This window comes from Planctomycetaceae bacterium (genome assembly GCA_041398785.1).
Classification (GTDB): domain Bacteria; phylum Planctomycetota; class Planctomycetia; order Planctomycetales; family Planctomycetaceae; genus JAWKUA01.
The window spans coordinates 39,855-46,974 of the sequence record JAWKUA010000034.1 but is presented as its reverse complement, the minus strand read 5'-3'; the positions used below and the strand labels follow the sequence as shown (position 1 = coordinate 46,974).

At 59.4% G+C, this 7,120-nt stretch carries 7 protein-coding genes; 3 read left to right on the top strand and 4 right to left on the bottom strand.

Translation table 11 applies throughout. The features are described 5' to 3' along the window. Both R3C19_25245 and R3C19_25240 read left to right on the top strand, forming a co-directional pair. Positions 1-537, top strand: a 537-nt coding sequence (locus R3C19_25245) for a DUF1501 domain-containing protein (protein ID MEZ6063669.1), incomplete at its 5' end; no start/stop codon positions are given. Positions 538-908: 371 nt separating this feature from the next. Further along, positions 909-1,919 carry an NAD(P)-dependent alcohol dehydrogenase gene (locus tag R3C19_25240; protein MEZ6063668.1) on the top strand — a complete coding sequence of 337 codons (1,011 nt, stop codon included), beginning with the start codon at positions 909-911 and terminating at the stop codon, positions 1,917-1,919. Here R3C19_25240 and R3C19_25235 read toward each other — a convergent pair. After that, positions 1,913-2,359 (bottom strand): hypothetical protein, encoded by a 447-nt coding sequence (locus R3C19_25235; protein MEZ6063667.1) that lies wholly within the window; start codon positions 2,357-2,359, stop codon positions 1,913-1,915. The two genes, R3C19_25240 and R3C19_25235, sit on opposite strands and share 7 nt — an antisense overlap. Before the next feature lie 53 nt (positions 2,360-2,412). Then, positions 2,413-3,075, bottom strand: a complete 663-nt coding sequence (locus R3C19_25230) for an isochorismatase family protein (protein ID MEZ6063666.1) — start codon at positions 3,073-3,075, stop codon at positions 2,413-2,415. Positions 3,076-3,280: 205 nt separating this feature from the next. Here R3C19_25230 and R3C19_25225 point away from each other — a divergent pair, with 205 nt between their 5' ends. Beyond that, positions 3,281-4,147: a hypothetical protein gene (locus R3C19_25225; protein ID MEZ6063665.1), complete on the top strand. Its 867-nt coding sequence runs from the start codon at positions 3,281-3,283 to the stop codon at positions 4,145-4,147. A gap of 115 nt (positions 4,148-4,262) precedes the next feature. Here the strand turns inward: R3C19_25225 and R3C19_25220 are convergent, their stop codons facing one another. Both R3C19_25220 and R3C19_25215 read right to left on the bottom strand, forming a co-directional pair. Continuing rightward, a complete protein-coding gene (locus R3C19_25220; protein MEZ6063664.1) occupies positions 4,263-5,459 on the bottom strand; it encodes a DEAD/DEAH box helicase in 1,197 nt (398 codons plus the stop codon). 350 nt (positions 5,460-5,809) lie between these two features. Continuing rightward, a complete protein-coding gene (locus R3C19_25215) occupies positions 5,810-6,730 on the bottom strand; it encodes a hypothetical protein (protein MEZ6063663.1) in 921 nt (306 codons plus the stop codon). Positions 6,731-7,120: the final 390 nt, after the last annotated feature.

The following is a 7,120-nucleotide window of genomic DNA, read 5'->3' as shown; positions in this document are numbered from 1 at the left end:
CGCGAATACGGCACGCGCTGTCTGATCGCTCGGCGACTGGTCGAACGCGGAGTCCGTTTCGTGCAGCTGTTTCTTGGCGGACAGCCGTGGGACAATCACGGCAACATCCAGACGGCTCTGCCCGCGGTGTGCAAACGAGTGGACCAGCCGGCAGCGGGACTGGTGACCGACCTGAAGCAGCGAGGTCTGCTGGATTCGACCATTGTTCACTGGGGCGGAGAAATCGGTCGTCTGCCTGTGACTCAGACGCTGGAATCCGGTGCCGCCGGACGCGATCACAACGGCCAGGGCTTCAGCATCTGGCTGGCCGGCGGCGGAATCAAAGGCGGCATGACCTACGGCAACACGGACGAATTCGGACACCGCGCCGTCGAAAACGTGGTGACGCCGAATGATTACCAGGCGACCCTGATGTCCCTGTTCGGCCTCGACCACACTCAGGTCATCTACCACCACAACGGCCAGCCTCAAATCCTGACCGCCAACCGCCCGGCACGGATTGTGACCGAGATTCTGAAGCATCCGCCGACCGTGTAGCGGACACCCGCGAAGCCGCCACAACGGTCACAGTGCTTTCGCTTCAGGCTTGCGCTGCGTCACTGCTGACGTGATTGATGGACGAGTGCGCAGGGCAGGGCTGGGCTAACCCGATTATTCACGCGATCAGAATTTCCTGACGCAGGGCGTCTGCGAGATGGTGGTTATGTCGAGTCGGCGCAATGCACACTGTACGATGGGATTCCGATCGCGTCGGTGCGTTTCGACGGGATCGGAGTCCCGTGGTACTAACCCGAGAATAATCCGGGCTAAGCACGCGAAGGGAAGCGTCGCGGTTTCGCTCGCATCCCGCTTCAGAACGGCCGCACGAATCAGAACATGACGGACGCGGCACGAAAAGGACGACTCCGGTGCGAACCTGCCAACTTCAGAACACGTTCGGTATCGATTCTCTGTCGATCGTCGACCAGCCGGTTCCGGCGGTCGGCCCGGGACAGGTGCTGGTCCGGATGACGGCGTGGTCGCTGAACTACCGCGATCTGATGACGGTCACCGGAACGTACAACCCGAAAATGAAGCTTCCCGTGACGCCGCTGTCAGACGGAGTCGGCGAAGTGATCGAAGTCGGCGCCGGCGTGACTCGCGTGACGGCTGGCGATCGCGTCGCCGGGATCTTCATGGAAGACTGGATCAACGGAGAATTGAACGCAGCCGCTGCGAAGTCCGCTCGCGGCGGAGCGATCCCCGGACAGTTGGCGGAGTACGTCGTCATGAAAGCCGACGGCGTCGTGTTGGTGCCGGAGCATCTCAGCGACGAAGAAGCAGCCACGTTGCCGTGCGCGGCGGTAACGGCGTGGCACGGCCTGGTTACAGACGGCGATATCACGGCTGATGACATCGTGCTGACTCTGGGTACCGGCGGAGTCAGTCTGTTCGCGGCTCAGTTTGCGATCGCCATTGGAGCGAAGGTGATCGGCACATCGGGCAGCGACGAAAAGCTGCAGCGGCTAAGAGATCTCGGAGTTTCCGACACAATCAACTACAGGAAAACGCCCGACTGGAGTGCCCGCGTTCTGGAACTGACCCGCGGCACGGGAGTCGATCACGTGGTGGAAGTTGGCGGTGCGGGAACACTGCCTCAGTCGCTGCAGGCCGTTCGCATGGGAGGTCAGATCAGCCTGATCGGAGTGCTCAGCGAACCCGGCAGCGCTATCAACCCGATTCCAATTCTGATGAAGGGTGTGCGAGTTCAGGGCATCTACGTCGGCAGCCGCGTCATGTTCGAGTCAATGAACACCTTCATCGCGAAGCACAAACTGCGGCCCGTTGTCGACAGGGTGTTCGCTTTCGACGACGTGCGGGAAGCGTTCCGGCACATGCAAAGCGGAGCGCATTTCGGGAAGATCGTGATTCGTCACTGATCCTGATCGCAGGGTTCCGTCGGATGCCGGTCGCCGGCCTTCATCTCGATCGCGTGCTGTCGATCATGGTATCTGAGCAATAGCCGCTCGGTTCGCATGCCACACAGCAACAGCATGGCGGCGTAAGAAGACTTCCCGAAAATAAAGCCCAGATACACTCCCAGCATCGCGCTGGGAATAGCGACCAGCTCGATCGTCGATGAGACGTCGCCGAAAACCGACGAAGTGTGACGTGCCAGCGACACGAGTTTGGAACCGGCGAAGACGAACGCCGCAAATATCGCCGCATAAAACGCGACGCCCAGCCATCGCCAGCGATCCCACCACTGCAGAGTCTTTCTGAGCTTACCAACGTACTCTTCGTCGGAGTGCGTGTGGTGCGACATCGCCCACTCAAGCGGGATGAATGGGTTATCGTTCGGTGTGTCGTCGCAGTGCATTCTGAATTTCCGGGCCGTGGGCAGGATTCGAACGCACTACTTACACCGGTGGATCATTCGGAAACTGGTTTTTCGGCGGATTCCCGAATGCGGTCCGCACGATCACGAACCAGTCGGCTGATGGCCCGGAACGTGTCGGTTCCCGCCACTTCGCACCATTCAAACGCGACGCTTTCGGCAGTACACAGCGTGACGGAACTGTCTCGCATGCGTTTGAGTGCCCAGTCGTGGTCCGTTCGATGCCTGGCGGCGACGGCGTCGGCGACAACGTAAACGCGGAATCCCTGGCCGACGAGATCCAAAGCCGTTTGCAGTACGCAGACGTGAGTTTCAATACCGACGACAACGATCTGGTCGCGGCTGTCCAGTGTGTCTCTCGCCATGTCGGGGGCGGCTTCGATCAGCCTGCAGAATTCCTCCGCGGCGCTGAATCGGACTTTTTCGATCCGCGGAACGTCACCAGCGAGAGCCGTGATTGATGCCACCGTTGATCCCAGTCCCCGCGGATATTGTTCCGAAATCACGGCTGGAACTCCGGTCAGTCCTGCGGCGTGAAGCAGAAAGCCGACGGATTCCAGGATCTCCGGACAGTCGGGGATGACCGGGACAAGTTTCTGTTGAAGATCAACGATCAGCAGCCGGGAGCGGCGGGCGTTCAGAAGATCGGGATTGCGCAGCAGACCGTTGTCAGATTCGGCGTCCGGGAATTCAGTCATGGTTTGTTTCCTGCATGCGTGGTTCGGGGATTTCCTGGCGGGTCAGCGAGCTGGCATTCGACGGACGGCAGGTGGCAGGTCCGGTTACTGTCTTTTCCCAGGAGAATTGTCAAAATCGCAGCACTCGCGGTGAAGTTGAGTGTTTGTAACTTAGCGGTTTTCCCGGTTCCCATCCCAAGACCTGTCGTTACATCAGGAGAATGCCATGAAAATTTCCGGTTCAGTTCGTGTTGCTGCGGCTGCCTGCCTGGCCGCAACGTTGTTGTGCAGTATCGCGGATGCCCAGCCACCGGGAGGCGGACGCGGTGGTCGAGGCGGATTCGGCCGTGGTTTCCGGGCTCCCCAGCTCGATCGCGCCGCGCTGCTTGCCAATGATGAAGTTCGGGCTGACCTGAAGGTTGACGAAGACCAGAAGGCAACGATCGAAGCGGCCCTGGCGGCATTTCGCGAAGAAGGCGGTGGCCGCGGCGGACGTGGTGGTGGCGGTGGCGGCAACCGTCCTGACTTTCAGAATATGACCGACGAGGAACGCGCCGAATTCTTTGCAACCATGCAGAAGGAACGCGAAGAACGCAGCAAGAAGCAGGATGAGGTCCTGGGAGCTCTGCTGAAGCCCGAACAAACGACCCGAATTGACCAGATTGCACTGCAGGCCAACCTGGCGATGGCAGTCGTGGCGACGCTGAAGGGCGACGACCTGAAGGCAAAACTGGCTCTGACTGAGGACCAGCTTGGGAAACTGGACGCTGTGGAAGAATCGGCCAATGCAAAGCGGATGGAAATGTTCGCTGGCCTGCGTGGCGGCGGCGGACCTCCGTCTGAAGAAGCGATGGCAGAAATGCGCAAGAAGGGCGAAGAGCTGAATCAGGCGACTCAGAAGGAAGCCATGGCCGTCCTGACGGACGCTCAGAACAAGCAGCTTGACGAAATGAAGGGAGCGGCGTTTTCCGGCGACCTGAACTCACTGCGACCGCAATTCGGCCGTGGATTCGGTGGTGGCCGCGGCGGACGCGGCGGTGGTGGTGGCGGCGGCGGTCGCCGTGGTGGCCAGAATCGGCCTCCCGCGGAATAAGGCCAACAGCCGACAATCGGCGGGGCGTTTTCAACACAAACAACAAAGCCCGGCGTCTTCCGACGTCGGGCTTTTTCAATTCTTCAAGGATAACAGACCGGAAATGCCAGGGGGCCTATGTCACACCGAAGCGACGGACTCGCCGGCGAGTCTTCTTCATTTCACGAAACGCCTCGAAACCTTCAAGCTGATATTGAGGCAGGACGGTGTTGATCCGCATCTCGATGTTCGTCAGCTCCCCGCCCTGTGCCAGCGTGACAAACGTGATCGCTCGACCGTTCTGGTCTGACGACAGCCTTCCCGTTCGCCCGACGCGATGAACGTAATCGTCGCAGTATTCGGGGATGTCGTAGTTGATGATGTGAGAAATGCCGCTGATGTCAATCCCGCGGCCCACGACGTCGGTCGCGATCAACAGCCGCAGGTTTCCCGCTCTGAGAGCCTTAATCACCTGGTCCCGTTTCCGCTGCGGCAGGTCGCCATGAATGACGGCGATGCGGTTCGACTTCAGCCGTCGGGAAAACGCTTCGTAAAGTTTGTCGGCGCCTCGCTTGGTGCGCGTGAAGACGATGGCCTGAGACGGCTTTTCCTGAGCCAGGACTCTCAACAGCAGCGACCGTTTGCGGTCTTCGTCAACGGTGATATAGAACTGTTCAATCGTGTTGACGACGACGTGGTCTTCCGACAGATCGACCATCTGCGGATCGACCATATATCGCCGCGCCAGCAGTTCCACAGGAGGAGGCATCGTTGCAGACAGCAGCAGCGTCTGCCGTTCCGACGGGCACTGTTTCAGAATCCGTTCGATATCAGGCCGGAAACCGATATCCAGCATACGGTCGGCTTCATCCAGAACGGCGATTTTCAGTTGCGGAAGCTTCAGAGCGCCCCGCCGCAACAGGTCGATGACGCGCCCGGGAGTGCCAATCACCACCTGAACACCGGCATGAAGTGCCTCAATCTGCTTGTGAATCGGACGACCGCCGACGGCGATTCCCATTCGAACCCGGCCGCCGCACAGTTTTTTCGACTCCAGAACCAGTTGTTCACTAAGTTCCCGTGTGGGGGCCAGCACTAATACCTGGACCGCCGTCAATTGAAGATCAATGCGTTCCAGCGCCGGAAGCATGAACGCGGCCGTCTTGCCGGAACCTGTCCGCGCCTGGCCGATGCAGTCTTTTCCCGTGAGAGCAATCGGGATCAATTCGGCCTGAATCGGGCTCGGAACCTTGTAGTTGTGCTTCTCCAGTGTCTTCAGCGTGGCCGGCTTCAGGCCGAGTTTTTCGAACGTTGTATCTGAGAGTGCTTGCAAAAGTGACCCCGGGCGATGGTTAAAAGGGGGCAGATGGAATTCACTGGCATTGCGTCGAGGGCAATCGTCATGCACCTCGAAGTGGACGGAAACAGAATCACGTCCAGTCAGACCAGCGGCGGGTTTCGGCGCGATTTTCAAAGTACCAATGTTTCACGGCGGGCAACTCTACGTCAATCCTCTGGTGCGGTCAATCACGGCTTTCGTCGGTGTGGCGCGTTACGACAGGTGAAAATCAGGGTTTGCAGCATCCCGGACGCAGCCGGTTCCTGACGTCTGCGGCTGCACGTACTTCCGCAGGATGATTCCGTACGGCTCCGGACAGAATCACCCCGGCAAACGGAGCAGAGTCACAACCCGGCCGCCAGCCAGCGTTCTCGCTGCGCCGCTGCAATATTGCGGGGAATATCGATCTTTACGGCGATCTCAGGGTTCTCCGGAACAAGCCGCAGCACGACGCCGCTGCTGACGTGTTGCAGCAACGCATCTCCCCACACTTCAAGGCCAAAGTCAGGCGACGGATCGAAGACGGAAAGCAGCGTGTCTCCCGGACTTCCCAGCGACAACACGGAATGTCCCACGGCGTCGTGAAAGCCGTGGTCAATATGATTCGGAATGCCGGACGTGTCCACGTTCAGCGAAATCACTGCCGGCTGCGTCTTCAGCTCACGAAGATCGTTTGGCGAAAAGGACTCAACTTTGACTGTCCAGCCGGTACCAGCCGTCTTCAGCATCAGGCCGCGATAGACTCCCATCCAGTGCGTTCCCTGGCGCGTCAGGCAAAGATCGGCCATTTCATTCTCGGAAGCCGGGATTCCATGAAGCTTCAACAGCGAAGCAGCGCATGCGGCGGAACACGTGAATGGCGTTGACTGGTGCTGCAGGCCCGCGACGGCAGGACGGTCGCTGCATTCCGGCGGATGCCCGAATGTCGGAGCCACCACGGAATATGCTGCCAGGCACACCGTCAGACCGCTGACGATTCGGCGTCGAGTGACCGATACGGACCCCGTGCTGAGGTAGATGCCGACAAAGAAACTTCCCAGCACCGGCAGCCAGTTCGAAAGGATGATCAGGCTGGAAAACGGCAGCAGCGTTGCCAGCAGAGGCTGATCCCACAGAAATACCAGGTACAACGCAAGTACCGCTACGCCCAGTCCCTGAGCCGTTCGGGTTGCCGGGTGGGAGCCGCGTGATACCACGGCCGCTCCTGCAGCCAAGGCCAGGCAACAGCCGCAACCGACCATGATGATGGCGATGATCAGGTCCATCAATCCACGTCCCGCGCGATCGCAGGTTGCCGGCAACCAAAGACCGCGCTGTTACTCGCGACGCAGCTGGCGCAGTGCCCCTGCAAACGAATATCCTGTTAAGAAGGTGTGAAATCTGTGAACTTGCACAAAGAAACGCAATCCCAAATCCCGCTCGTGAGAATGGCGATTCCTGGGTTGGAGTCTGCCTCACTAATTGTTTTCGCGGTATTTGCCGTCAAGTTTCCAAAAATCGCACTTGTTGCCGCCAGCACTGGCCGGTTTCCGAGGGGTTTTTCGAGCTTGTTCGGTTATCCCGCCTGGCTGTGTAGGCAAATGCCCGACTCTTCGAAACTTGGTGGCGTCGGCGCGGGATTTTCCGACTGCGGGAATTGTGTGTATTTCACTGGT

Coding starts and splice junctions, on each gene's coding strand:
- R3C19_25235 (MEZ6063667.1), bottom strand. CDS start 2,359: ATGCACTGCGACGACACACCGAACGATAACCCATTCATCCCGCTTGAG.
- R3C19_25230 (MEZ6063666.1), bottom strand. CDS start 3,075: ATGACTGAATTCCCGGACGCCGAATCTGACAACGGTCTGCTGCGCAAT.
- R3C19_25225 (MEZ6063665.1), top strand. CDS start 3,281: ATGAAAATTTCCGGTTCAGTTCGTGTTGCTGCGGCTGCCTGCCTGGCC.
- R3C19_25215 (MEZ6063663.1), bottom strand. CDS start 6,730: ATGGACCTGATCATCGCCATCATCATGGTCGGTTGCGGCTGTTGCCTG.